This is a genomic window from Virgibacillus sediminis (assembly GCF_042643265.1).
In the GTDB taxonomy this organism is placed as follows: domain Bacteria; phylum Bacillota; class Bacilli; order Bacillales; family Amphibacillaceae; genus Virgibacillus_O; species Virgibacillus_O sediminis.
Genome location: NZ_JBHRRZ010000026.1, coordinates 1 through 876, shown reverse-complemented (window position 1 = coordinate 876; position 876 = coordinate 1). Strand labels below are relative to the sequence as shown.

At 41.0% G+C, this 876-nt stretch carries 1 protein-coding gene; it reads right to left on the bottom strand.

The window, feature by feature from the left end; genetic code table 11:
* Positions 1–828 (bottom strand): transposase (locus tag ACFODW_RS12340; RefSeq protein ID WP_390306894.1); only part of this gene is annotated, 828 nt, incomplete at its 3' end.
* Between the last annotated feature and the right edge of the window lie 48 nt (positions 829–876).

The following is an 876-nucleotide window of genomic DNA, read 5'->3' as shown; positions in this document are numbered from 1 at the left end:
CTTTTCGTTTTTACGGCTTGTTCTTGCCGTCTGCCGGATGTTCGCTAATTTTTCCAAGCGAATGACAGAGACTTTCTGTTGTTTGGCAAAATCTACAATGGCACGACTGACCTTATGGTCTTGGTCCTTCATCCAACGCTGTTCTTTATCGTTGAGATTCCGAATGGCATTCAATTTCTTTTTGTGTCCGAGCTTCTTTCGTTTAGCCCTGAATCTTCGTTTCATAAACTTGTTCCGCCTGCCGTTGCCGAAAAAGCGCACCTTTCCATCATCCGTCACAGCAACAGCAGGAATCTTTAGTCCCAAGTCAACTCCCATAACTTTTGTTCCTGTCTTTTTTGTTGGCTGAACCGTTACAGCTATTTGGGCCATCCACTTTCCTGATTTTCTGGTGATGCGGAGCGTGCCTGTTTTGTGATTCAACAAATTGAAGGTGCGATTCTTTTTGTCGACTAATAATGCACGGACAGGGGTTCTCTTCGCCTTTCCGTCAATCATCAGTGGGAGGTGGATGTGAGTAAAATCAAAAGAATAGTTTTGATTGTTCCATACACAGACTGGTTTTTTGAGCACAGGAACAGTAGCAAATTTGCTTTTCGTTACTTTTTTGAACACACTTTTAGCATCGTTAATAGCTTGATTCTTGACTGCACTTGGCAAAGAGGCGGAAATATCCTTACTTGATTTTTTTGTGCTTTTCTTTCCAGCAACCATTTCTGACAAAAGAATATTGATAGTAGAGATATATGCCTTACTCATTTCTTGCAAGATAGTTGCTTGTTCTTTTGTGGGAAGCAGTTTTATTTTGACGGTTATAGTCTGCGACACAGTTTCACCCCCTTGTTTTTTGCTGTTCCACATAATGTTTAATGGTTT